22 protein-coding genes, 1 tRNA gene and 1 pseudogene are annotated in these 21685 nt (G+C 67.3%); 10 read left to right on the forward strand and 14 right to left on the reverse strand.

Features of this window, described 5'->3' with window-relative positions; translation table 11 throughout:
- Positions 1-10: 10 nt before the first annotated feature.
- Positions 11-1420, reverse strand: a complete 1410-nt coding sequence (ccoN, locus tag G578_RS0106820; RefSeq protein WP_245565621.1) for a cytochrome-c oxidase, cbb3-type subunit I — start codon at positions 1418-1420, stop codon at positions 11-13.
- Between the two features lie 339 nt (positions 1421-1759).
- On the opposite strand from ccoN, the gene G578_RS0106825 reads away from it, so the two are divergent.
- A complete protein-coding gene (locus G578_RS0106825; RefSeq protein ID WP_051244196.1) occupies positions 1760-2299 on the forward strand; it encodes a hemerythrin domain-containing protein in 540 nt (179 codons plus the stop codon).
- On the opposite strand, the gene G578_RS0106830 is transcribed toward G578_RS0106825, so the two are convergent.
- Both G578_RS0106830 and G578_RS0106835 read right to left on the reverse strand, forming a co-directional pair.
- Positions 2291-3013 carry a Crp/Fnr family transcriptional regulator gene (locus G578_RS0106830; protein ID WP_245565573.1) on the reverse strand — a complete coding sequence of 241 codons (723 nt, stop codon included), beginning with the start codon at positions 3011-3013 and terminating at the stop codon, positions 2291-2293. The two genes, G578_RS0106825 and G578_RS0106830, sit on opposite strands and share 9 nt — an antisense overlap.
- Before the next feature lie 103 nt (positions 3014-3116).
- Positions 3117-3308: a hypothetical protein gene (locus G578_RS0106835; RefSeq protein ID WP_028793601.1), complete on the reverse strand. Its 192-nt coding sequence runs from the start codon at positions 3306-3308 to the stop codon at positions 3117-3119.
- 60 nt (positions 3309-3368) lie between these two features.
- On the opposite strand from G578_RS0106835, the gene G578_RS0106840 reads away from it, so the two are divergent.
- Positions 3369-4793: an amidase gene (locus tag G578_RS0106840; protein ID WP_028793602.1), complete on the forward strand. Its 1425-nt coding sequence runs from the start codon at positions 3369-3371 to the stop codon at positions 4791-4793.
- Positions 4794-4911: 118 nt separating this feature from the next.
- Here the strand turns inward: G578_RS0106840 and G578_RS0106845 are convergent, their stop codons facing one another.
- From G578_RS0106845 to G578_RS0106860, 4 genes and pseudogenes are all read right to left on the reverse strand, one after another.
- The gene (locus G578_RS0106845; protein ID WP_028793603.1) at positions 4912-6306 is read right to left on the reverse strand and encodes an NAD(P)(+) transhydrogenase (Re/Si-specific) subunit beta; all 1395 of its coding nucleotides are present in this window, start codon (positions 6304-6306) and stop codon (positions 4912-4914) included.
- 16 nt (positions 6307-6322) lie between these two features.
- The gene (locus G578_RS0106850; protein ID WP_028793604.1) at positions 6323-6766 is read right to left on the reverse strand and encodes an NAD(P) transhydrogenase subunit alpha part 2; all 444 of its coding nucleotides are present in this window, start codon (positions 6764-6766) and stop codon (positions 6323-6325) included.
- Between the two features lie 120 nt (positions 6767-6886).
- Positions 6887-8113, reverse strand: a pseudogene (locus tag G578_RS25135) (Re/Si-specific NAD(P)(+) transhydrogenase subunit alpha); the annotation flags it as partial.
- A 198-nt stretch (positions 8114-8311) separates the two neighbouring features.
- Entirely contained in the window at positions 8312-8965 is a 654-nt protein-coding gene (locus G578_RS0106860; protein WP_028793605.1) for a hypothetical protein, read from the reverse strand.
- 93 nt (positions 8966-9058) lie between these two features.
- Between G578_RS0106860 and G578_RS0106865 the strand changes: the two genes are divergently transcribed.
- Positions 9059-10249: a class I SAM-dependent rRNA methyltransferase gene (locus G578_RS0106865; protein WP_028793606.1), complete on the forward strand. Its 1191-nt coding sequence runs from the start codon at positions 9059-9061 to the stop codon at positions 10247-10249.
- 42 nt (positions 10250-10291) lie between these two features.
- A complete protein-coding gene (locus G578_RS25140; RefSeq protein ID WP_051244203.1) occupies positions 10292-10948 on the forward strand; it encodes a glutathione S-transferase family protein in 657 nt (218 codons plus the stop codon).
- A gap of 35 nt (positions 10949-10983) precedes the next feature.
- Here G578_RS25140 and G578_RS0106875 read toward each other — a convergent pair whose 3' ends face one another.
- Positions 10984-11688 carry a PAS domain-containing protein gene (locus G578_RS0106875; protein WP_084618730.1) on the reverse strand — a complete coding sequence of 235 codons (705 nt, stop codon included), beginning with the start codon at positions 11686-11688 and terminating at the stop codon, positions 10984-10986.
- A 56-nt stretch (positions 11689-11744) separates the two neighbouring features.
- Positions 11745-12428, reverse strand: coding sequence for a PAS domain-containing protein (locus G578_RS0106880; protein WP_028793608.1), 684 nt, complete (start codon positions 12426-12428; stop codon positions 11745-11747).
- 237 nt (positions 12429-12665) lie between these two features.
- On the opposite strand from G578_RS0106880, the gene G578_RS25145 reads away from it, so the two are divergent.
- Positions 12666-13484: a DUF1206 domain-containing protein gene (locus G578_RS25145; RefSeq protein WP_038013787.1), complete on the forward strand. Its 819-nt coding sequence runs from the start codon at positions 12666-12668 to the stop codon at positions 13482-13484.
- Positions 13485-13594: 110 nt separating this feature from the next.
- Here the strand turns inward: G578_RS25145 and G578_RS0106890 are convergent.
- Positions 13595-13671: transfer RNA gene (locus G578_RS0106890), tRNA-Arg, on the reverse strand.
- A gap of 243 nt (positions 13672-13914) precedes the next feature.
- Here G578_RS0106890 and G578_RS0106895 point away from each other — a divergent pair.
- Entirely contained in the window at positions 13915-14346 is a 432-nt protein-coding gene (locus G578_RS0106895) for a CBS domain-containing protein (protein WP_028793609.1), read from the forward strand.
- Between the two features lie 78 nt (positions 14347-14424).
- On the opposite strand, the gene G578_RS0106900 is transcribed toward G578_RS0106895, so the two are convergent.
- The 4 genes from G578_RS0106900 to G578_RS0106915 form a co-directional block, all read right to left on the reverse strand.
- Entirely contained in the window at positions 14425-15639 is a 1215-nt protein-coding gene (locus tag G578_RS0106900; protein WP_028793610.1) for a MalY/PatB family protein, read from the reverse strand.
- Between the two features lie 91 nt (positions 15640-15730).
- A complete protein-coding gene (locus G578_RS0106905; protein ID WP_028793611.1) occupies positions 15731-16387 on the reverse strand; it encodes a glutathione S-transferase family protein in 657 nt (218 codons plus the stop codon).
- A gap of 63 nt (positions 16388-16450) precedes the next feature.
- Positions 16451-17140, reverse strand: a complete 690-nt coding sequence (locus G578_RS25150; RefSeq protein WP_211228876.1) for an HNH endonuclease family protein — start codon at positions 17138-17140, stop codon at positions 16451-16453.
- A 2-nt stretch (positions 17141-17142) separates the two neighbouring features.
- Positions 17143-18090, reverse strand: coding sequence for an AEC family transporter (locus G578_RS0106915; protein WP_028793612.1), 948 nt, complete (start codon positions 18088-18090; stop codon positions 17143-17145).
- A 70-nt stretch (positions 18091-18160) separates the two neighbouring features.
- On the opposite strand from G578_RS0106915, the gene G578_RS0106920 reads away from it, so the two are divergent.
- The 4 genes from G578_RS0106920 to G578_RS0106935 all read left to right on the forward strand — a co-directional run bounded on the left by G578_RS0106920 (position 18161) and on the right by G578_RS0106935 (position 21682).
- On the forward strand, positions 18161-18988 hold the full coding sequence (locus G578_RS0106920; RefSeq protein WP_084618732.1) for a DUF547 domain-containing protein: 828 nt from the start codon (positions 18161-18163) through the stop codon (positions 18986-18988).
- A gap of 125 nt (positions 18989-19113) precedes the next feature.
- A complete protein-coding gene (gene fliG / locus G578_RS0106925; RefSeq protein WP_084618733.1) occupies positions 19114-20130 on the forward strand; it encodes a flagellar motor switch protein FliG in 1017 nt (338 codons plus the stop codon).
- Between the two features lie 71 nt (positions 20131-20201).
- Positions 20202-20555, forward strand: a complete 354-nt coding sequence (locus tag G578_RS0106930) for a TraR/DksA family transcriptional regulator (RefSeq protein WP_028793615.1) — start codon at positions 20202-20204, stop codon at positions 20553-20555.
- 83 nt (positions 20556-20638) lie between these two features.
- Positions 20639-21682 carry an aromatic ring-hydroxylating oxygenase subunit alpha gene (locus G578_RS0106935; protein WP_028793616.1) on the forward strand — a complete coding sequence of 348 codons (1044 nt, stop codon included), beginning with the start codon at positions 20639-20641 and terminating at the stop codon, positions 21680-21682.
- Positions 21683-21685 lie beyond the last annotated feature (3 nt).

Genomic DNA, 21685 nt, shown 5'->3' on the forward strand with positions numbered 1-21685 from the left:
TTTCCTCCGATCAGGCGGGTTGTGCCGCAGCGGTGACGATGGGCTGCTCGTTGCGCTCGCGGCCCATGATCGTCATGGCCACGTTGTAGGCCATGACCAAACCACCAGCGAGGTAGAGAACCCCGGCGAAGGTCCGCGCCACGTAGAAGGGATGCATGGCGTCGACGGTCTCGGCGAAGGAGTAGACCAGGAAGCCTTCCGGATCGTACTCGCGCCACATCAGGCCCTGCATGATCCCGCTGACCCACATCACGCCGGCATAGGCGGCGATGCCGAGGGTGGCGAGCCAGAAGTGCCAGTTGACCATGCGCAGGGAGTACAGCTTCTCGCGGCCGTACAGACGCGGCACCAGGAAGTAGATCGCCCCGAAGGAGATCATGCCGACCCAGCCGAGCGCGCCGGAATGCACGTGACCGATGGTCCAGTCGGTGTAGTGGCTGAGCGCGTTCACGCTCTTCACCGACATCATCGGGCCTTCGAAGGTCGACATGCCGTAGAAGGCGAGCGCCATGACCATCATGCGGATGATCGGGTCGGTGCGGATCTTGTCCCAGGCCCCCGACAGGGTCATCAGGCCGTTGATCATGCCGCCCCAGGAGGGCATCCACAGCATGATCGAGAACACCATGCCCAGGGTCTGCGCCCAGTCGGGGAGTGCCGTGTAGTGCAGGTGGTGCGGGCCGGCCCAGATGTAGAGGAAGATCAGCGACCAGAAGTGCACGATCGACAGCCGGTAGGAGTAGACCGGCCGCTCGGCCTGCTTCGGCACGAAGTAGTACATCATGCCCAGGAAGCCCGCGGTCAGGAAGAAGCCCACCGCGTTATGGCCGTACCACCACTGGGTCAGCGCGTCCTGCACGCCGGAGAACAGCGAGTAGCTCTTCGAGCCGGTCAGCGACACCGGGATCGCCAGCGCGTTCACCACATGCAGCATGGCCACCGTCACGATGAACGACAGGTAGAACCAGTTGGCCACGTAGATGTGCGGTTCCTTGCGCCTCAGGATGGTGCCGAGGAACACGATCAGATAGGCGACCCATACGATGGTCAGCCACAGATCGATGTACCACTCGGGCTCGGCGTATTCCTTCGACTGGCTGTTGCCCAGCAGGTAGCCGGTGGCGGCCAGGACGATGAAGAACTGGTAGCCCCAGAACACGAACCAGGCGAGGTCGCCGCCGAACAGGCGGGCGCGGCAGGTGCGCTGGACAACGTAGAAGCTCGTGCACAGCAACGCGTTGCCGCCGAAGGCGAAGACCACGGCCGAGGTATGCAGCGGGCGGACACGTCCGAAATTGAACCAGGGCTCGATGTTGAGGTCGGGCCAGGCGAGCTGGGAGGCGGCGACGACGCCGACAAGAAAGCCGACGATCCCCCAGAACACGGTGGCCAGCACGCCGAGGCGCACCGGTCCGTCCATGTAGCTGTCCGGGTCGGCAGCGGTGACGTCGCGTCCGATCAGCCAGAAGGCGACCAGCACCGCGACGATGAAGAATAGGTAGGCGTGGAACTCATAAACCGCGTCCTGCGCTCCCGCCGCCATGAACAAGGCGAGCAGTCCTGCGAAGGCCGCGAGGGAAAGTTCGATCGCTTTAGACATGATCCGGGTTCCCGCAGCGTGTGATTGACACGGCGCGGAAGGTGTCGTCTTCGGGATCGGGTTTCCTTGATCTCGATCAACGACCTGCTCCGCACCCCCGCGTAATCCTAACATTATTCAGGCTGCCGGTGTGCGGTCGCGGCGAACAGGATCTTGGCGATGCGGGGTGGCGAAAGGCTGCAATCTGGATCGGCCTGGGAAGGCGGCTCCCGGCCGGACGGCGGTATATCCAAGATTGGCGACGCCTGCCGGTCCTGCCTGGAGCAGGCGATCCGCAAGTTCGAGACAAACCACGGACGAATCCTGACGGCCTGCGAGGAACTCGAGGGCTTGGCCGACGGGCTGCCGGCGCTGCCGACCAACGGCAGCCATCTGCGGCTCGCGCGCCGCATGGGTGCGCTGCTGCGCGACGTCCACGCGGAGGAGGAACGCGAGATCCTGCCGGTCTTCGCCTCGGCGCTCGGGGAGGAGGCGGTCAGGGACAGCGTCGCTACCCTGACCGAGGAGCACCGGACCGACGAGGCCTTCGCCGACGAGGTGTGCGAGGTGCTGATGGAGTGGATTGCCGGAGAGCGGCATCACGATGCGGCCACGCTGGGCTATATGCTGCGCGGCCTGTTCGACAACCTGCGTCGGCACACCGCCCGCGAGCGCGACCAGCTCATCGGACCGGCCTGCCGTCGTCTCGCCTCAGGGTGAGCCGGTCGCGTCCTTGAGCGCCTCGCGGTCGGGCACGACGATGTGGCGGTTGCCCTCGATCTCGATCAGGCCTTCCTTGCGCAACGCGGTGAACTGGCGGCTGACGGTCTCGATGGTCAGCCCGAGATAGTCGGCGATCTCCGCGCGCGACAGGGGCAGCTCGAAGGTCACGCTGTCGCCCTCATGCTCCGGATCGATATGGTCGGAGATCAGGCCGAGGAAGCTGGCGACCTTCTCCTTGGCGGTCATCCGGCCGAGAACCAGCATCCATTGCCGCGCCTCGTCGAGCTCCTTGAGCACCTGGCGGAGCAGGCGGTTCTCCAGGCCCGGATTCTCCACCAGCATCGACTCGAGCACGTCCTTCGGGAAGCTGCACAGCCGCACGTCGACCGCCACCTCCGCGCCGAAGTTGCTTTCGCTCATGAACGGGCGGCCCAGGAAGTCCGGCGCGAACTGCAGACCGACGATCTGCTGGCGGCCGTCCGGCATCAGCTTGGTGAGCTTCACCGCCCCGGACAGGATGTTCGAGTAGGTATGGACCTCGTCCTCCTCGTGGATCAGCTCGCTTTTCCGCGAGGCCACCCGCTTGGAGGTATGCTTGCTCAGCCGCTGCAGCTCGTCCCCGGAGAGCGCGCCGCAGATCCCCTTGTGCCGGGCCTCGCAGGCGCGGCAGACGATGGGGACGTCCGAGTTATGAATGTCCTTCCGTTCCACCACGGAACTCCTGGCTGCCGATCGGGACGTTGCTACACCCTGCTCGCTCATGGGCATCCTATCAGACGTGACGGCTGGCGATACCCGGTGTGGCTATCGGACGCTAGAAGCCGAAGCGCCCCTTGAACGGCTGTCCGGTTGCCAACGAGATCAGATGCGCGGCCGCGGCCAGGGCGACCACGATTCCCAGGATCTGCAGAAACGTCCACGGAACCGGCAAGGGTGGATCCAGGGTCTCGCGCGGCCGGCGCTGCATGTGCCACGCTAGGCCGGCCAACGTCAGACTGACAGCCATGATTATCAGCGTTGTGGACAAGGGCATGGGGGGCAACCCGCGTGACAGAGGAGAGTTTTGATGAATGACGTATCGGGTGGCGGCAAGGGCGTATCCTACGACCCGTCCACCTTCAAGCCGTTGACCTATGTGGAGGGCACGGGGGATTTCGCCAGCGGCAAGGACAGCCCGAACGCCTATCTGGAGCGCTGTCTGGATGTGATCTCCGCGCGGGAAGGGACCGTCAAGGCCTGGGTCACTCTGAACGAGAGCGGCGCGAAGGAGCAGGCCGACGCCTCGACCAAGCGCTGGAAGGCGGGCGAGCCGCTGTCGCCGATCGACGGCATGCCGATCGGGGTCAAGGACCTCTACATGACCAAGGACATGCCGACCCAGATGGGCTCGCCGCTCTATGCCGGGCGCATGACCGGCGAGGATTCCGCCCCGGTCCAGGCCCTGCGGCTGGCCGGTGCGGTCGTACTCGGCAAGACGGTGACGACGGAGCTCGGCTTCTCCCATCCGGGGCCGACCACCAACCCGTTCGATCCGGAGCGCACGCCCGGCGGCTCGTCCTCCGGCTCGGCTGCGGTGATCGGCGCCGGCATGGTGCCGGCGGCTCTGGGCAGCCAGGTGGTCGGCTCGATCATCCGCCCGGCCGGCTTCTGCGCCAACACCGCGATCAAGCCGACGCTGGGCGCCCTGCACCGGGGCGAGCGCCAGGGCATGAGCCACAGCCATCTTGGCGTCCATGCCGGTTCCATCGCCGACATGTGGGCGGTCGCCCATGCGATCTCCCATTTCGTCGGCGGCGATCCGGGCAGCCCGGGTCTGTTCGGCCCGCAGACCGCTCCCGTCGCGAGCAAGCCGCAGCGGCTGATCGTGGTGGAGAGCGAGGGCTGGTCGCAGACGGACGACGTCACCAAGACCGCCTTCGAGACCCTGATCGACCGGATCGCGGCGTCGGGCGTGGAGATCGTGCGCCGGGCCGGCCATGGCGATATCGACGCGTTCGAGACCGAGATCGCCGAGAGCCTGCTGCTGTGCCGCGACATCTGCGGCTGGGAGATGCTCTGGACCCTGCGCAACCTGGCGGAGAAGGACGTCACCAAGCTGAGCGACAGCATGCGGCAGCGCCTGTCCATGGCCTCGGAGATGTCGATCGACGATTACCGGGCGGCTCTGACCAAGCGCGAGGCGATGCGCGCCCGGTTCAAGGCGGTGGCGGCCAACGCCGATGCGATGATCACGCTGTCCTCGACCGGCCCGGCGCCGAAATTCGTGGAGTCGGCTACCCAGGAAGGCGAGCCGGGACTGATCCACACCACCGGCCTGCCGGCCTACAACGCCTGGACCTCGGCGATCGGCTGCCCCTGCGTGACCGTGCCGATGCTCTCGGTCGACGGCATGCCGGTCGGCGTCCAGGTCATCGGCCGCCACAACGAGGACTGGCGCACCGGCGCCATGGCCCGCTGGGTGCAGGACACGATGGAGCCGGTGGTGGTGTAGGGCTGGCTCTTCACGAAGCCCCCACCTTCGTCATCCCGAAACACATTCGGGATGACGAATAAAAAAGGCGCCGGAGGGTTTCCCCCGGCGCCTTTTGTTTTCGCGATGTGAGCGCTCGTCAGTCGAGGGACTGGACGATTTCCTCGCACATCTTCTTGGCGTCGCCGAACAGCATCATCGTGTTGTCGCGGAAGAACACCTCGTTCTCCACGCCGGCATAGCCGGACGCCATGGAGCGCTTCACGAACAGGACCGTCTTGGCATTCTCCACGTCCAGGATCGGCATGCCGTAGATCGGGCTCGCCGGGTCGGTCTTGGCCGCCGGGTTGGTGACGTCGTTGGCGCCGATCACGAAGGCCACGTCGGTCTGGGAGAAGTCGCGGTTGATCTCCTCCAGCTCCAGCACCTCGTCATAGGGCACGTTGGCCTCGGCCAGCAGCACGTTCATGTGCCCGGGCATGCGGCCCGCCACCGGGTGGATGGCGTAGCGGACCTTCACGCCCTTGGCCTTCAGCGTGTCGGCCATCTCGCGCAGCGCATGCTGCGCCTGGGCCACCGCCATGCCGTAGCCGGGGACGATGATGACCGAGGATGCGCCCTCCATGATGAAGGCCGCGTCCTCCGCGCTGCCCGACTTGACCGAGCGGTCGCCGCCCGGTCCGCCGGCCGCCGCCGCCTCGCTCTCGCCGCCGAAGCCGCCGAGAATGACGCTGATGAACGACCGGTTCATGCCCTTGCACATGATGTAGGACAGGATCGCGCCCGAGGAGCCGACCAGCGCGCCGGTGATGATCAGCAGGTGGTTGCCCAGCGTGAAGCCGATGCCGGCCGCCGCCCAACCCGAATAGGAGTTGAGCATCGACACCACCACCGGCATGTCGGCGCCGCCGATCGGCAGGATCAGCAGGAAGCCCAGCGCCAGGGCGACGATGAAGATCAGCCAGAAGGCGGTCGGATCCTGGGTGGCGCACAGCCAGACGATCAGCACTACCAGGGCGATGCCGAGCAGAGCGTTCAGCGGATGCTGGCCCTTGAACACCAGCGGCCGGCCGGTGACCAGGCCCTGGAGCTTGCCGAAGGCGATGATCGATCCGGTGAAGGTGATCGCGCCGATCGCCAGCCCGATCGCCATTTCGATCAGCGAGCCGACCTTGATCGCGCCGATCTCGCCGATGCCGTAGGCGTCCGGCCGGTAGAAGGCGGCCGCCGCCACAAAACAGGCGGCGAGGCCGACCAGGCTGTGGAACGCCGCCACGAGCTGGGGCAGGGCGGTCATCTGGATCTTGCGGGCGATCACCGCGCCGATGGCGCCGCCGATCAGCAGGCCGAGGATGATGACCTCGTAGGACTGCACGACCGGCAGGGTGAGGGTGGTGCCGATGGCCAGGGCCATGCCGGCCATGCCGTAATAGTTGCCCGCCCGCGAGGTGGACGGATGCGACAGGCCGCGCAGCGCCATGATGAAGCAGACGCCGGAGACCAGGTATAGAAGCGAAGAGATGGTGCCACTCATGATACGGGTCCTTCCCTCACTTCTTCTTCTTGAACATGGCGAGCATGCGCTCGGTCACCAGGAAGCCGCCGGCGATGTTCACGCTGGCGAGCACCACGGCGAGGAAGCCCATGATCGATGAGAAGTTCATGCTGTCCGGCCCGGCCGCGATCAGCGCGCCGACGATGATCACCGACGAGATCGCGTTGGTGACCGCCATCAGCGGCGAGTGCAGGGCCGGGGTGACCCGCCACACCACGTAGTAGCCGACGAAGCAGGCCAGCACAAACACCGTCAGCCCGACCACGGTCGGGTCGAGCCCGCCGCCCTGGGCGACCGTGCCAACCGGGGCCGTCGCCGCGACGGTCTTGTCCAGTGCCGCGGTTCCGGCCTGGGTGGCCAGATCGGCGGCGTCAGAGGCAAGCTCGCGGGCCTCTTCGGCGAGGTCCTTGAGCTTGTCCGCGATAGAAGTGTCCGACATCAGGGTCCCTCCTTACGCCTTCGCGTCGCCGTTGGAGCCGTCCGGCTTCGGCGCCGTATCGGGCTTGGTTTCCGCCGTCTTGGTTTCGGCCGTCTTGGCGTCTGCCGTCTTGGCCGCGGCCGCCTTCGGCTCGTCCTTCTTCGCCGCCGGCTTCTTGGCCGGCGCCTTTTTGGCCGCCGGTTTGGCTGCCGATTTCGGGGCCGCCGGCTCGTCCTTCAGCGCCTTGATGTTGTCGTTGGTGATCTCGCCGTCCTTGGTGATGGTGGACGCCTTGATGATCTCATCCTCCTCGTTGATCTTGATCGACTTGCTCTCCTCGTCGATCAGCGGGGTGAGGAAGTTGAGCAGGTTCTTGGCGTAGAGCGCGCTGGCGTCGACCGCCACGCGGCTGGCCACGTTCAGGTGGCCCACCAGGGTCACGCCATGCGCTTCGACCACTTCGCCCGGCTTGGACAGCGGGCAGTTGCCGCCCTGCTCGACCGCCAGATCGACGATGACCGAGCCCGGCTTCATGGTCTTCACCATCTCCTCGGTGACCAGCACCGGGGCCGGACGGCCCGGGATCAGCGCCGTGGTGATGACGATGTCCTGCTTGGCGATGGTCTCGGCAATGAGTGCCGCCTGCTTCTTCTTGTACTCGTCGCTCATTTCCTTGGCGTAGCCGCCGGCGGTCTCGGCCTGCTTAAACTCGTCGTCCTCGACGGCGACGAAGGTTCCGCCCAGGCTCTCCACCTGTTCCTTGGCGGCCGGCCGGACGTCGGTGGCCGACACGATGGCGCCGAGGCGCCGGGCCGTGGCGATCGCCTGCAGACCGGCGACACCGGCCCCCATGACCAGAACGCGGGCCGGCGGAACCGTGCCGGCGGCGGTCATCATCATCGGAAACGCGCGGCCGAACACGGCGGCTGCGTCCAGCACGGCCTTGTAGCCGGCCAGGTTCGACTGCGAGGACAGCACGTCCATGGACTGGGCCCGGGTGATCCGCGGCACCAGCTCCAGGGCGAAGGCGCGTACGCCCTGCTTGGCGATGCCCTCGACGATCGCCTTGTCCTTGTGCGGCTCCATCAGGGAGATCAGCAGCGCGCCCTTCTTGAGCAGCGGAATCTCGTCCTGGGTCGGTTTTCGCACCTTCAGGACGACGTCGGCGTCGCCGATCGCCTCCTTGGCGGTCTTGACGATCTTGGCGCCCGCGGCGGAATAGGCGTCGTCGGTCACGGCAGCGGACAGACCCGCACCGGACTCGATCGCGACGTCCGCGCCGAGCTGAATATATTTCTTCACCGTGTCCGCAGAGGCTGCGACGCGTTTCTCGCCCTCTCGGCGTTCCTTGATGATGCCGATTTTCATCTTGGGTCCCCGCTGGATTCCCTTTTTCGTGGACGGGTTATGCCGGGAGGAGCGCCGAAAGCGCAAGCCGGACGCCAACCCCGTGCCCGCACGTAGTTAACTGCACCGGACTGTACCAGCGACAAGCGCGTGATGGGCAATGGGATAATTCTAAAAATCCGCCCAGGAGCCGGAATCGGCACGAAACCGGGATGGATTCTATCGAAACGTGGCGCGGCGGCGGTCGATCTCCAGCTTCCGCAGATCGGCGTCGCGCTGATCGCGCAGCCAGGCATAGGCCCGACGACAGACCTCCGGAGGCGAGGTGGAGCTTGCGCCGGCCCGCGACGTGCCGGGCCGGGAGCAGTCCGCTTCGGCCTGATGCTGCAGCGCCGTCCAGCGTTTCAGGCGGTCGTCGAGCAGCGCCTCGTAAAAGGCGGCGCGGTCGGTCGCCGTTTCGAAGAAACCGCCCCGCAACGGTACGATGAGGCGGAACGGCACCTGGCTTCCGGCCGGCGCTCCGGCGGCCGGCGCCAGGTCGGCCATGGGGGAGAACGGGCGCCGGGCCTGCGCCGCGGTCAGGACATCGGGCAGGGGACGGGGGTGGAGGATCTCGGTCGTCGTCAGGTAGCCCGGCGCCTCGCAGGTCACCTCGACCGGGAAACCCAGCCTGCGCGGGTCGATGCTCATCGGGGCGGGCTGCATATCGCGGCGGCCGCTGCGCCCGACCGCCCGGCAGCGCGCGTCGGCCGGGACCGCCTCGACGAGGGTGAGCTGCGGGGCCGGCGGTCCGCCCGTCTGCATGGTCGTCCGCGGCGACGTGCATCCAGTCAGGACGGCGATCAGGGCGAGAGCGGTCAGGGCGCGAATCATAGCTTATGGTACCGCGAGCCCGGTCTGTCGTGCCATAACCCGCACCCATTATTCGGTGCCGCCTCCGGTGCCCCGACCGTCGCGGAGAGTCCCATGTCCGACAAGACCCCCACCATCCGGCTCAACAAGGGGGGCGGCGCGCGCCTGCTGCGCGGTCATCCCTGGGGCTTCTCCAACGAGATCGTGATGACGGCCGAGGCCAAGGCCCTGCCGCCGGGATCCGTGGTCACGGTGGAGACCCCTGGAGGCGACGCGGTCGGTTCGGCCCATATGAACCCGCACAGCCTGATCGCCCTGCGGATGCTGGACCGCGACCCGACGGTCGCGATCGACGCCGGCTGGATCGCCGGCCGGTTGGCGACGGCGCTGGCCTGGCGCGAGCGGATGTTCGACACGCCGTATTATCGCGTCGTCCATGCCGAGGCGGACGGCCTGCCCGGCCTGATCGTCGACCGCTACGGCGACGTGGTCGTCATTCAGGCGAACTCCGCCGGGATGGACCGGATGGTCCCGATGGTGGCCGAGGCCGTGCGTCAGGTCCTGTCGCCGGCGGCGGTCGTGCTGCGCAACGACAGTTCCGTCCGCAAGCTGGAGGGCCTGGGCGAGGAGGTGCGGCTGGTCGAAGGCACCGTGCCGGACCCGGCCCTGGTGGCCGAGGGCGGGGCCCTGTTCCCGCTCGACCCGATGGGCGGGCAGAAGACCGGCTGGTTCTACGACCACCGCGACAACCGCGCCTTCGTCGCCCGTCTGGCCGGCGGCGCCCGGGTGCTGGATCTCTATGCCCATACCGGCGGCTTCGGCATTCAGGCGGCGGTGGCCGGAGCGGCGTCGGTCGATCTCATCGACCGGGCCGGGCCGGCCCTGGCGCAGGCGGCCCAGGCGGCGGAGCTCAGCGGCGTGGCGGACCGGGTCACCACGCGCAAGGCCGATGCCTTCGCGGCCCTGGAGCACCTGGTGAAGACCGGCGAGCAATACGACATCGTGGTCTGCGATCCGCCGGCCTTCGCGCGGTCCAAGAAGGATGTCGGCCCGGCGGCCAAGGCCTATCGCAAGCTCGCCCGCATGACCGCGCAGATCACCGCGCCGGGCGGCGTGCTGCTGCTGGCCTCGTGTTCGCACCACATGGATCCGGTCTCCTTCGCCCAGCAGAACGCCCGGGGCCTCGGCGACGCGGAGCGCCAGGGACGGCTGCTGCGCTCGGCCGGTGCGGGGCCGGACCATCCGGTCCATGCACATCTGCCGGAGAGTGCCTATCTGAAGGCCATGGTCTTCGCGCTCGACTGAACGGGCGCGCGGGCGACCGGAAACGAACAGCGCGGGGGTCGGATGGCCGACATCGTTCTCTATGGCCTGCCCCACTCGAATTTCGTGCGGGCCTGCGCCATGACCGCTCTGGAGAAGGGGGCGTCCTACGAGGCCGCTCTGACCGGGCTCCGCGACATGCGTTCGCGCGAGATGCAGGCGATCTCGCCCTTCGGCAAGGTGCCGGTGATGCGCCACGGCGACCTCGTGCTGTTCGAGAGCCTGGCGATCATGCGCTATATCGATCTCACCTTCGGCGAGCCCGAGGCCCTGCAGCCGTCCGACCCGCTGGACCGGATCCGCCTGGATCAATGGTTCAACGCGGTGATGGGCACGGTCGATCGCCATATCGTGCGGGAATGGGCGCTGGAACAGGTCTTTCCCAGCGGTCCCGACCGGACGGTCGACGAAGCGCGGATCGCCCGGGCGCGCAAGGCGGCGGCGCGGGATATCGCAGTGCTGGAGCGGCAATACGCGGCCCAGGGCCATCTGGTCGGCGACCGCCTGTCGCTCGCCGATATCGTGCTGGTCTGCACGCTCGACGTGCTCACGCTGATCGACGGGGCCGGGACGCTGTTGGAGCCGGCACCCTCGCTGGCACGGGCGATGACGGCCTTGCGGCAGCGCGAGAGTTGGCAGCGGGCCTGTGCGCACAGCATCGTGCCCGACTGGTCGGTCTGATATCGGGGATCGGCGCCTGGGATCGGTGCCCGGGATCAGCGCCCGGGGTGAGCGGCGGTTCCCGGCGGCCAGGAGAGCCAGCACCCGCTCTCGTAGGTGCTGCAGTGGAACAGGCTGCCGGCGTCGAATTCCATCAGCCGCAGCTCGCGGTCGCTGAGGGCGGTTCTCTCGTAGAACCGCAGCACGCCGAACAGCATGCAGACTGGCGCGTCCTCGGTGGCGCGCAGCGGCAAGAGCAGGCGCTGAAAACCCACATACCGATCGGCCGGCTTCGACAGGCTGCCGCGGTAATAGAACGGCAGGCCGACCTCCAGGCAGGTATCGAACATCTTGCTGCGGGCGTGATAGACGGCATTGGACAGCAGCTCGTCCATGAACCGGCCCCTCGGCTCGAAGCCGAATTCGTCGGTCAGCCTGGTGCCGGCGATGATGCTTTGGTACCGGCCGTCGCGCCGTTCCTGCAGAAAGAACCAGGGCAGGACCTGCGTCGGCAGGGTCAGCATGTCGATCTGGGATCGCACGGGGATTCGGTCGGGAGCGGATGAGGCGGCGCAGAGCTCCAGCCAGTGGCTGAAAAGATCGGCGCACAGGCCGTCCGGAGCGATGCCCGCGGTCCTTATCTCACCGGGGTAGCCGGTTTCTGACAACGCCCCGCTCCATATTATAACAACCGATAGGAGAGACAGAGTCCCCGCGAGCAAGACGGTCGCGGGGGCGCGTGCTGCCGACCCGGATCGCATCTTTGTGCAGAAAGGTTAACGACTCGTTAACGGAAAACGGGTGGGCCGCCGTGCCCCTACGGGGCGTCCGACCAGTCGATCCACTGGTCCGCTCTGAAGATTCTCCGGAAAACCAAACCCTTGTCATCGGTGGGGTCGTGGGGGCCGGAGATAGGAGAGGTCGACGGGCCATCGGAGAGTTCCTGAGCAGAGAGAAATTCCATCACGCCACACACCAGATCGATTTCGGCACGGGCTGCGCTGCGCAAGGGAAGAAGGATCCTACGAAAGGCGATGTGCCCCCGGGACGGGGCGGCGAGAGTCGCGCCATAGTAGACGGGACAGCCCTGCTGTACACATAAATCAAACAGGGCCCGACGCGCCGGGTAGATCTCCGCGCGCATGAGCTCGTCGAGATACTTCCCCGTCGTCTCCGTGCCCATGTTGTCGACCAGGGTCGTCGCGGCCAGACGCACGAGATAGCGGTCCCCCCGCCGCTCGATCAGGAAGAAGTTGCCTCGGGTCGATTTTGGCAGCGTGAGCAGGTCGATCTGATCGCGTATCGGGATACCGAGCGCAGCCTCGCTGTTCCGGACGAGCGCCTGCCAATGCTCGAAGATATCGGCGCAGAGCCCGGCCGGGCCCGGGAGGGAGTGGCTGTCGGTGTGGTCAGAGGCCTGCATGCCACCCCTCGGGACGAACGCGATCTCTGCAGTATTCACGATCAGCGAGCGCCGTCCAATGCGGACGACCGAAGTCATCGAATGCGCCGGGCGGGTGCCGTGCAGGAATCATGACGGAGAACCAAATCGGATGAAAATAACAATAAAAAAACCTAGAAGAGTAATTTCCAAGGATTTCCATAACGCCGCGGCCGGGATGCGCGGCGATGGCGTTGGGGCGATCGCGACGGGGCGAGCCGGCGCCGGACGCCTTTCGCAGGCAACCGCGGCCCGGTCTCGCGCGTTACTGCCCGAGCGAGCGTCAAGGAGAGCCCTATGGACCGGGTCTACCGACTGGAGACTTTCGGCCGCATAGGGTTTGCGGCGCACGGCGTCGTCTATCTGCTGGTCGGTTGGTTCGCCATCCGCTCGGCGCTTGGCCTCGGCGTTCCCACGGACACCAAGGGCGCCCTGCACAGCCTGGTCGGAGGGCCGTTCGGCTGGGCGATGCTCGGTGCCATGGCGCTCGGGCTGCTGTTCTACGGGCTGTTCCGCTTGGTGGAGGCGATCCTGGACCTGAACGACATCGGTGACGACGCCCGCGGGATGGTGGTGCGGACCGGCCGGATCGTCGGCGCGGTCATCCATATCGGTCTGGCGATCTATGCCGCGGCCCTCGCGATCGGGTTGACCCTGTCGGGCGGAGACATGAACGGCTGGACCGCCTGGTTGATGCGGCAGCCCTACGGCCCCTGGATGGTGATGGCGATCGGCGCCGTTGTGTTCGGCGTCGCCCTTGCCCAGGCCAAGTCCGCCTGGACCGCCGACTTCATGGACGACCTCACGATCTCGGGTGAGACGCACGCGACGGCCGAGGCGGTCGGCCGCGCGGGCTATGCAGCCCGTGCCTTCGTGCTGACCCTGGTGGCGGTGTTTCTGGTGAGCGCCGGCTGGAACACCGATCCCAGTCAGGCCGGCGGCCTTGCCGAGGCGCTGCGGGAACTGCAGAAGCAGCCCTACGGTCCCTGGCTGCTGGGGATCGTGGCGGTCGGCCTGCTGATGTTCGGCCTGTCGAGCTTCGTGGAGGCGGTGCATCGCCGGATCACCGACGACAACGTGATCGACCGACTGCGCGCCCAGGCCACCGGCGGCTGACGCCCCGCGCTGCGGGCCGGGCGGCCGGTTGCTCCGGAAGGGGCCGGTCCGAGCGGCGGAAGGTCCCGTCGGTCGCGGTTTCAGCCGGGGACGGCGTCCGGGAGATGGAATGGTGTCCCCGACAGGATTCGAACCTGTGACCCCCAGATTAGGAATCTGGTGCTCTATCCAGCTGAGCTACGAGGACAGCCGGTGCTGTTCTACCGCAGGCCGGGCGACGGTGCCACCGTCGAGGCGCTTGCATGGGGCGGCAATCGGGCGGATCATGACGCCAAGGCCCGGCCAATTGGGCATTTGCGACGGGATCGGGCCGTTCTAGCTGCCTCGGAACGGGCGCGGCCGAGCCGTCGCCGAGCCGCCGACGATGACGCAGCGTCGTTCCGATGGGTCGCCAGACCGGCCCGCCCGCTTCGCCAAGCGGGAGGTAGAGATGATTGTTTCCGACATCCTGAAGACCAAGGGCAAGAACGTCGTGACCGTGGCGCCGGATACGCCCGTCGGGGTCGCGGTCGCCACCCTCGCGGAAAAGCGCATCGGCTGCATCGTCGTCACCACCGATGGCGGCGCGCTCGCCGGCATCCTGTCGGAGCGCGACGTGGTGCGCGTGCTGGCCCAGCAGGGCGGCGACGTGCTCGACGAGCCGGTCAGCGCCCTGATGACCGCCAAGGTCGTGACCTGCAGCCCGAGCCAGACCATCGCCGATGTGATGGAGATGATGACCCAGGGCCGCTTCCGGCATGTGCCTGTGCTGGAGGAGGGACGGCTCGCCGGCATGGTCTCGATCGGCGACGTGGTGAAGTTCCGCCTGGAGGAGACCGAGGAGGAGGTCCGTCAGCTCTCGGCCTATGTGGCCGGCGGCTGAGCGCCGGCCCTTCTCGTCTTCTGCGTCGCCTCCCGCGCCCTCTTGGAAGGCAATTCGAGGGGGCGACTATGCGTCTTTTCAGGCGCGATGAGCCCGGACGGCGTCGCGGATCCGCACCAGCGCCTCGTCGAGCACGCTGCGCGGGCAGGCGAGGTTGATGCGCTCGAAGCCCGCGCCCTCGTCACCGAAGATATAGCCTTCGTCGAAATAGACCCTGGCCCGGTTCAGCATCAGGTCCTCCAGCGCGTCCTTGTCCAGGCCGAGGGCGCGGCAGTCGAACCACTGCAGGTAGGTGCCCTGCGGCCGGATCGCGCGGATCTCCGGCACCTCCTGCCCGAAGAAGGCGATCAGCCGGTCTGCGTTGCCGGCGACATAGGCCATCACCGCGTCGAGCCACTCGCCGGCCCCGCGATAGGCGGCCATGGTGGCGGCGATGCCGAACGGGTTCATCCCCGGCAGGGTGTGCAGCGCGTAGGTCGCCGCGAACTGCTCCCGCAGGGCCGGGTTCGGGATGAAGATGTTCGAGGTGTGCAGGCCGGCCAGGTTGAAGGTCTTCGACGGCGCGGTGCAGACGATGGTGTTCTGGGCCGCGGTGTCCCCGAGGGTGGCGAAGGGCGTGAAGGTCTCGCCCGGGAACATCAGGTCGCCGTGGATCTCGTCGGCCACCACGATGACCCCGTGGCGGGCGCAGATCTCGGCGACGGCAGTCAGCTCCTCGGCGGTCCAGACCCGGCCGATCGGGTTGTGCGGCGAGCACAGGATCAGCAGCCTGGCCTTCGGGTCCTTCGCCTTCGCCTCCAGATCCTCCAGGTCCATGCGGTAGGCGCCGTCCTCCAGGATCAGCGAGTTGGAGACCACCTCGCAGCCGTTGTTGGTCGTCACCCGGAAGAACGGGTAGTAGACCGGCCGCTGCACGATCACCTTGTCGCCGGGCTGGGTGAAGGCGCGCACCACCACGTTCAGGGTCGGCACCACGCCCGGCGCGGTGATCAGCCACTCGCCCTGGGCGTCCCAGCCCTGGCGGTCACGGAACCAGCCGCAGACGGCGTCGACATAATCGTCGGTCTTGGCCGAGTACCCGAAGATCCCGTGGGCGGCGAGGTCGCCGAGCGCCTTGGTCACCGCCGGCGGGCAGCGGAAATCCATGTCGGCCACCCACATGGGCAGCACCCGGTCGGCGCCGTTGTGCCCGTAGGTCTTGTCCCAGGCCGCGAAACCGCCGTGGTTGTGATAGTCCCATTTGACCGAGTGGGTGTTCTCGCGGTCGATGATCTCGTCGAAGTCGAACGGCATGCGGCGGTATCCCTTGAGTGGGGCGGAACGGGGCCGATAGAGGACCACAGTCGACCGCTGAACAGAATAGGCCAACGGCTTTCCGGACGCCCTATTGCTGCATGCGGAGGGCATCCGCCGCGGCGAAATGGGCGAGCTGGTCGCCATGGGCCTTCACGAAGGCCGGCCGGCCGGTGGCTCTGGCGACATACGCGCGGCAGCCGGGATGTCCGGACAGCCCGTCGAATCGATCGACCATCCGCAGCACGTCGGCCATCAGGATGTCGGCGACGGAGAAGCCGCCGGACAGCCACTCCCGGTCCGCCAGCACCGCTTCCATGTGCTTGAGCCGGCCGGCCTGGAACGACTCGAGAAGCTGGCGTCCGGGCGTGTCCGTCGTGTCGCCGGTGAACCTGTACAGAACCCAGGGCAGGGCAGCCATCTCGACGGAATTCAGGGCGGCGAACAGCCATTGCACCACGTCGCTGCGCCGCCCGCGCTCGCCCGGCAGCAGCGCCTCGCTCAGTCCGCCCAGGTGCAGCAGGATGGCGCCGGTCTCGAAGATCGACAGATCGCCGTCGGTCAGCCACGGGACCTGGCCGAAGGGTTGGTGGGCGAAATGCTCCGTCCCCCGATCGTCGAAGGGCACCCTCTCCACCCGGTACGCCAGACCGGCCTCCTCCAGCGCCCAACGGATGCGCAGGTCGCGCACCAAGCCCCGCGGCGGCTCCGGCACCCAGTCGAAAGTGGTGAGGATCAGCTCGGTCATGTCCGGTTGTCCCTTGCCGTGGTCTCCTTTCCGCCGGGAGGCCGCTTGCGGGACCGTGTCCCGTCATGGACCCGTCGGTCGACCCAGCAGTCTGCAGCCGGCGAGCACGGCGTCAATCCACCACCCCTCCAGCAGATCCTCCTGCAGTTCCCAGCGCTGCTTGGTGGCGCGCCAGCGGGCGGTATAGGGGCACCAGTACCCCCACTCCGGCGGCATCCAGGACAGCGGGTCGCCGTCGCCCTTCGATCGGTTGGCGCTCTTGTCGACGGCGATCAGCGTGTCCGGGTGGGACAGGTCGTTGGCATAGGCCGCGCGCCGGGCCGCATCCCAGCGATGGGCGCCGGACCGGTGCGCTTCCGACAGCGGAACCCGATGGTCGACGTCCAGGTCGCCCGGGTCGGTGAAGGTGGCGCCGGTGAACGGGTCGTACCAGCGGCCGGAGACGACCTTGCAGCCGTCGGCGCTCATCGCCGGCGGCGCCAGGCTTTCGGCGACCAGCACCTCCTGGCGGGTGTCCCGGCAGTCGCCGTCGGCATCGCTCCAATGCCGATAGAGGTCCCGCTCGAACGGTTCGTCGACGGGGTAGAACAGTTCGGACTGGCGCAGCCCCGCGACGGCGGCGACCAGGGCGGCGATCACCACCGCCCAGCGCGACCAGCGGCCGGTCCGGCGCCTCCAGAAGCCGGTGCGCTGGTGGTTCGCGGATTTGCGGGAGCGGGGGGTGGAGCGAGGTCCAGCGCGCCGGGGCGCCATGGTCAGACTCCGATCGGCGGGTAGAGGATCAGCAGGCCGGTCACGGTCAGCAGCGACAGGCCGGTGGCCGCCAGAATACCGGCCGAGGCGGCGGTGACCGAGATGCCGTAATGCTGGGCGAAGACATAGACGTTGGCGCCGACCGGACAGGCGGCGAAGATCACCGCGGCCTGGACCCAGAACGGATCGGCGCCGACCACATAGGCGAGGATCACGAAGGTGACCGCCGGGTGGATGAACAGCTTGAAGATCACCATCATGGCGGCCGGACCGACACTGCCGGCGACCCGGCGGTAGGCCAGCGTGGCGCCGAGCGCGAACAGGGCCGAGGGCGGGCCGGCCTGTCCGATGAAGCCGAAGCTCTTGTCGACCAGATCGGGCAGCGGCAGGCCGGCGATGCCCCACAGGATGCCGAGCAGGGTCGACATCAGGATCGGGTTCTTCAGCATGGCCCGCAGCGACTGGCGCACCGCCCGCCATCCGCCGCCCGGTCGGTCGCCGCTGCGGGCGATCTCCAGCATCATGGTGACGATGCTGAACAGCAGCACGTCCAGGGTGAACAGCAGGACGGCCGGGGTCGCGCCCTTCTCTCCGAACAGGCCGATCAGCAGGGGCAGAGCCAGGAGCACGCCGTTGGAGAAGCAGGATCCGAAACCCTGCATGGTCATCTCGGCGAACCGCTGGCGGAACAGCAGCCCGCCCAGTACCGCACCGGCGGTGAAGACCAGCACCTCGCTGTAGAAGAATCCGACCACGAACGACCACTCGCCGATCGCGGTGACGTCGGTCGTCGCCATCAGCCGGAACAGCATCGGCGGCATGGCGAAGGTGAAGACGAAGACGTTCAGGCCGCGTACCCATTCCTCCGCCAGCACGCGGGTCTTGCCGGCGATGAAGCCGGCGAAGATCACGGCGAACAGAGGAACGACGGCATTGAGGATGGCATCCAAGCGTCGGCTCCCGGGAAGACGCGCCATGTAGCGATGGTCGTGGCGGCGCGTCAACGCGTAGACTGCGCCCATGCCGAGAGGAATGCCGCGCCGAGACCTGATTGCCGCTCTGGCGGTTCTGCCTGTCGCCGCCTGTGCTGGCGGGCCGGGACCGGAGATCTGGCACCGCCACGACCCGCTGTCGCCCCGGGTTGTCGATCACCGGGTCTGGCAGGTCATCCTCGACCGAAACACCCGCGACTGGCCCGACGGCATCACCCGGGTCGACTACACCCGGTTCTCGACCGCCGACCGGGAGCTGCTGGAAGCCTATGTCCGCGAGCAGTCGGCGCTGCCCGTGGCGTCGCTGTCGCGGCGCGAGCAGCTGGCGTTCTGGTTGAACCTGTATAATGCCCTGGTGGTGCGCCTGGTCCTGGATCACCTGATCGTGGGCAGCCCGGACGATATCCGGACCGGCGGCCTGTTCCCGCGTGGCCCCTGGGACGTGCCGCTGGTGCGGGTCGAGGGGCGGGATGTCTCGCTCGCCGGGATCCGCCGCGAGGTGCTGGCGCCGGTGTTCCACGACCCGCGCTGGCATTACGGGTTGTGCGACGGCACCCTGGGCGCGCCGAGCCTGCGCCGCCGCGCCTTTGCCGGCGCCGACGTGGACCGGCGCCTGGAGGACGCGGCCATCGAGTATGTCGCCCATCCGCGGGCGGTGGACCGGCCGGCGGACCGGCCCGGCATTGTCCGCCTGAACAGCCTCTGGCGGCGCCACATGGAGGATTTCGGCGGCACGCTCCAGGCCGTCTTCGCCAGCATCGATCTCTATGCCGAGGCGGAACTCCGCGCAGTGCTCGCGCGAGGTCCGCAGGTTGTCTGGATGGACGACCGCCGGCTGAACGCTTTTCAAGTCTAGCGGGCGTTGGGCGTCGACATTGTAAGGTAATTTGATATATGTACCCGTCGCATGTAGGGATTTATTGTTCAGAAGCTGAGTGACCCCATATTCGGACGGAATCGGCGCCAGAGGCCGGAGAGATCATGCGCGTTCGTGAGGATTACCGCGGAATCAATGGGCCCGAGAAGGCTGCCATCCTGTTGATGTCCCTGGGCGAGCAGCAGGCCGCCGCGCTGTTCAGCCAGATGGACGACGAGGAGATCAAGGAGATCTCCCAGGTCATGGCCGGCCTCGGAACCGTTTCTTCGAATATCGTCGAAAGGTTGTTTGTCGAATTCGCCGAGCAGGTGTCCTCCACCGGCTCGCTGGTCGGTTCGCTCGACAGTACCGAGCGGCTCCTGACCAAGGTGCTGGGCGAGGACCGCGTCGCCGACATCATGGAGGAGATCCGCGGCCCGGCCGGTCGCACCATGTGGGACAAGCTCGCCAACGTGAACGAGAACGTTCTGGCGAACTACCTGAAGAACGAATACCCGCAGACCGTCGCCGTCATCCTGGCCAAGATCAGCCAGTTGCACGCCGCCAAGGTACTGGCGACCCTGCCCGAGAACTTCGCCATGGAAGTGGTCATGCGCATGCTGCGCATGGAAGCGGTCAACAAGGAGATCGAGCGCGACGTGGAGCGGGTGCTGCGCACCGAGTTCATGTCCAACCTGGCGCGCACCAACCGGCGCGACAGCCACGAGATGATGGCCGAGATCTTCAACAGCCTGGACCGCGCCACCGAGAGCCGGTTCCTGTCGGCCCTGGAAGAGCGCAACAAGGACAGCGCGGAGAAGATCCGCTCGCTGATGTTCACCTTCGAGGACCTCAACCGCCTCGACCCTGCCGGCGTGCAGACCCTGCTGCGCGCGGTCGACAAGGACAAGATGACCATTGCCCTGAAGGGGGCGTCGGAGGAGCTGCGCGACCTGTTCTTCTCCAACATGTCGGAACGCGCCGGCAAGCTGCTGCGCGAGGACATGCAGTCCATGGGGCCGATCCGGCTGAAGGACGTGGAGGACGCGCAGAACGCCATGGTGCAGTCGGCCAAGGACCTGGCCGACCGCGGCGAGATCGTGCTGGGCGGTTCGGGCGGCGACGACCAGCTGGTCTACTGAACGCCGCGGGACCCGGCCGGGAATCGTTAGGACAAATCGGCCATCCGGTGCATCATCCGGATATGACCCCCATGCAAGACCTCCAGTTCGATACGGACGACGACGAGGCTGTTCGTCGCGTGCTGACCGAACGCCGCGCCGAGATCGAAGCCCTGATGGCCGGGTCCAAGGAGGCGCGCGGGGCGGTGGAGCTCGATCAGAGCCGGGTCGGGCGGCTGTCCCGGATCGATGCGATCCAGGATCAGGCCATGGCCCTGGAGACCGATCGACGCCGGACGCTGGAGTTGCAGCGCATCGGCTCGGCCCTCAAACGCCTCGACGCCGGTGAGTACGGCAGTTGCGTGCGCTGCGGCGAGGAGATCGAACCCGCCCGCCTCGGCACCGACCCGGCCGCGACGCTCTGCATGGACTGCGCCGACAACTGATCCGCCGCCTGAACCGCCGCTGAACCACCGCTGCGGTCATCAACCGCGTTGCCTCCGGTCAACCTCGGTGGCAGTGTCCGGTCATGGCGATAGACGGAAACGATTTTCTCCGCGACATCTGGTACTTCGCGATGCCGTCGGCGGCGCTGAAGCCGGGTGAGATGCGCGACAAGACCCTGCTGGAAGAGCCGCTGGTCTTCGCGCGCACCAGCGAGGGCAAGGCGTTCGCCCTGCGCGACATCTGCCCGCATCGCGGCATCCCGCTCTCCGACGGTTGGTTCGACGGCAAGGAGGTGGAGTGCTGCTATCACGGCTGGCGCTTCGCCCCGACCGGTCACTGCACCTGCATCCCCTCGCTGACCGAAGATCAGGAGATGGATGTGGACGCCATCCGCGTGCGTCCGTATCCGGTGGAGGAGCGCGGCGGCGGCATCTGGGTCTACATGTCCGCCGATCCGCGCGGCCGGGCCGAGCCGAAGGTGGCCCCGCCCGACCTGCCCGAGGTCACGACGCTCGGCCCCGGCCTGACCGAGCGGATGATCTTCCCCAGCCATATCGACCACGCGGTGATCGGGCTGATGGACCCGGCGCACGGACCCTTCGTGCACCAGAGCTGGTGGTGGCGCTCCAAGCGCTCGATCCACGAGAAGGCCAAGCGCTTCGGGCCGGCCGAGTACGGCTTCGCCATGCTGCGTCACCAGCCGTCGAGCAACTCCGCCGCCTACAAGCTGCTGGGCGGCACCCCGACCACGGAGATCCGATTCCGCCTTCCGGGCATCCGGATCGAGGATATCGAGGTCGGCGACAAGCGGGTCTGCAACCTGACCACAGTCACGCCGATCGACAGACAGACCACCGAGATCCACCACATGATGTACTGGAACGTCGGCTGGGCCGGGGCGCTGAAGCCGATCCTGCGGGTCTTCGCGCGAAAGTTCCTGGGCCAGGACCGCGACGTGGTGGTCAAGCAGCAGCGCGGGCTGAAATACGACCCCAACCTGATGCTCATCAACGACGCCGACATGCAGGCCAAGTGGTACTACCGCCTGAAGAAGGCCTATGGCGGCTGGACCGAGGGCGCGTTCGAGAACCCGGTGCGCGAGACCACCCTGCGTTGGCGGAGCTGACCG

Origin of the sequence: Thalassobaculum salexigens DSM 19539 (assembly GCF_000423805.1) — a bacterium.
GTDB lineage: Bacteria > Pseudomonadota > Alphaproteobacteria > Thalassobaculales > Thalassobaculaceae > Thalassobaculum > Thalassobaculum litoreum.

Coding starts and splice junctions, on each gene's coding strand:
- ccoN (WP_245565621.1), bottom strand. CDS start 1,420: ATGGACGGACCGGTGCGCCTCGGCGTGCTGGCCACCGTGTTCTGGGGG.
- G578_RS0106825 (WP_051244196.1), top strand. CDS start 1,760: ATGCGGGGTGGCGAAAGGCTGCAATCTGGATCGGCCTGGGAAGGCGGC.
- G578_RS0106835 (WP_028793601.1), bottom strand. CDS start 3,308: ATGGCTGTCAGTCTGACGTTGGCCGGCCTAGCGTGGCACATGCAGCGC.
- G578_RS0106840 (WP_028793602.1), top strand. CDS start 3,369: ATGAATGACGTATCGGGTGGCGGCAAGGGCGTATCCTACGACCCGTCC.
- G578_RS0106845 (WP_028793603.1), bottom strand. CDS start 6,306: ATGAGTGGCACCATCTCTTCGCTTCTATACCTGGTCTCCGGCGTCTGC.
- G578_RS0106850 (WP_028793604.1), bottom strand. CDS start 6,766: ATGTCGGACACTTCTATCGCGGACAAGCTCAAGGACCTCGCCGAAGAG.
- G578_RS0106860 (WP_028793605.1), bottom strand. CDS start 8,965: ATGATTCGCGCCCTGACCGCTCTCGCCCTGATCGCCGTCCTGACTGGA.
- G578_RS0106865 (WP_028793606.1), top strand. CDS start 9,059: ATGTCCGACAAGACCCCCACCATCCGGCTCAACAAGGGGGGCGGCGCG.
- G578_RS25140 (WP_051244203.1), top strand. CDS start 10,292: ATGGCCGACATCGTTCTCTATGGCCTGCCCCACTCGAATTTCGTGCGG.
- G578_RS0106875 (WP_084618730.1), bottom strand. CDS start 11,688: ATGCGATCCGGGTCGGCAGCACGCGCCCCCGCGACCGTCTTGCTCGCG.
- G578_RS0106880 (WP_028793608.1), bottom strand. CDS start 12,428: ATGACTTCGGTCGTCCGCATTGGACGGCGCTCGCTGATCGTGAATACT.
- G578_RS25145 (WP_038013787.1), top strand. CDS start 12,666: ATGGACCGGGTCTACCGACTGGAGACTTTCGGCCGCATAGGGTTTGCG.
- G578_RS0106895 (WP_028793609.1), top strand. CDS start 13,915: ATGATTGTTTCCGACATCCTGAAGACCAAGGGCAAGAACGTCGTGACC.
- G578_RS0106900 (WP_028793610.1), bottom strand. CDS start 15,639: ATGCCGTTCGACTTCGACGAGATCATCGACCGCGAGAACACCCACTCG.
- G578_RS0106905 (WP_028793611.1), bottom strand. CDS start 16,387: ATGACCGAGCTGATCCTCACCACTTTCGACTGGGTGCCGGAGCCGCCG.
- G578_RS25150 (WP_211228876.1), bottom strand. CDS start 17,140: ATGGCGCCCCGGCGCGCTGGACCTCGCTCCACCCCCCGCTCCCGCAAA.
- G578_RS0106920 (WP_084618732.1), top strand. CDS start 18,161: ATGCCGAGAGGAATGCCGCGCCGAGACCTGATTGCCGCTCTGGCGGTT.
- fliG (WP_084618733.1), top strand. CDS start 19,114: ATGCGCGTTCGTGAGGATTACCGCGGAATCAATGGGCCCGAGAAGGCT.
- G578_RS0106930 (WP_028793615.1), top strand. CDS start 20,202: ATGCAAGACCTCCAGTTCGATACGGACGACGACGAGGCTGTTCGTCGC.
- G578_RS0106935 (WP_028793616.1), top strand. CDS start 20,639: ATGGCGATAGACGGAAACGATTTTCTCCGCGACATCTGGTACTTCGCG.